We start from the raw sequence: 510 nt of genomic DNA on the forward strand, positions 1-510 counted from the left end.
GCGAAGACGGCCCGGCTACGGGTGCGGGTCCGGCGGTGACGCAGGACGGGCAGGTGGTCTCCATGGCCGCGATCCGTGCCCTGGCCCCCAACAGTGTGCTGCGCCGGATGATCACCTCCCCCAAGGGCGACCGGGTGTTGGACGTGGGCCGCACCCAGCGCGATGCCACGGGTGCTCTGCGGGATGCGGGGATGTTCGGTCACACCACCTGCGCCTGGTACCAGGGGTGCAACTTCCCGGCCAGCGGCTCGGAGGCCGACCACAAGCAGAGCTTCTCGGCCGGCGGGTCCACGAGCGCGGACAACATTCAGCCACTCTGCTCGGACCACAACCGGCTCAAGTATCGCCGGGAGACCAACCCCGAGGCCTCCATCTGGCAGGGCCGTCCCTCCCACCGCAACCGCAACCGCAGCAACAAGGGGGAGGACTCGGACGGGGACCCGGAGCCAGCCCAACCCCCTTCCTGGAGTCACGGTCACCCTCGTTTTTGACTCCAACTAGGGGGTTCAC

At 68.8% G+C, this 510-nt stretch carries 1 protein-coding gene; it reads left to right on the forward strand.

Annotation, left to right across the window (positions count from 1 at the left end; genetic code table 11):
• Positions 1-491: HNH endonuclease signature motif containing protein (locus ACYVD1_RS34865; RefSeq protein ID WP_460778739.1), on the forward strand; the 491-nt coding region annotated here is incomplete at its 5' end.
• Positions 492-510: the final 19 nt, after the last annotated feature.

This window comes from Nocardiopsis nanhaiensis, from assembly GCF_054778635.1.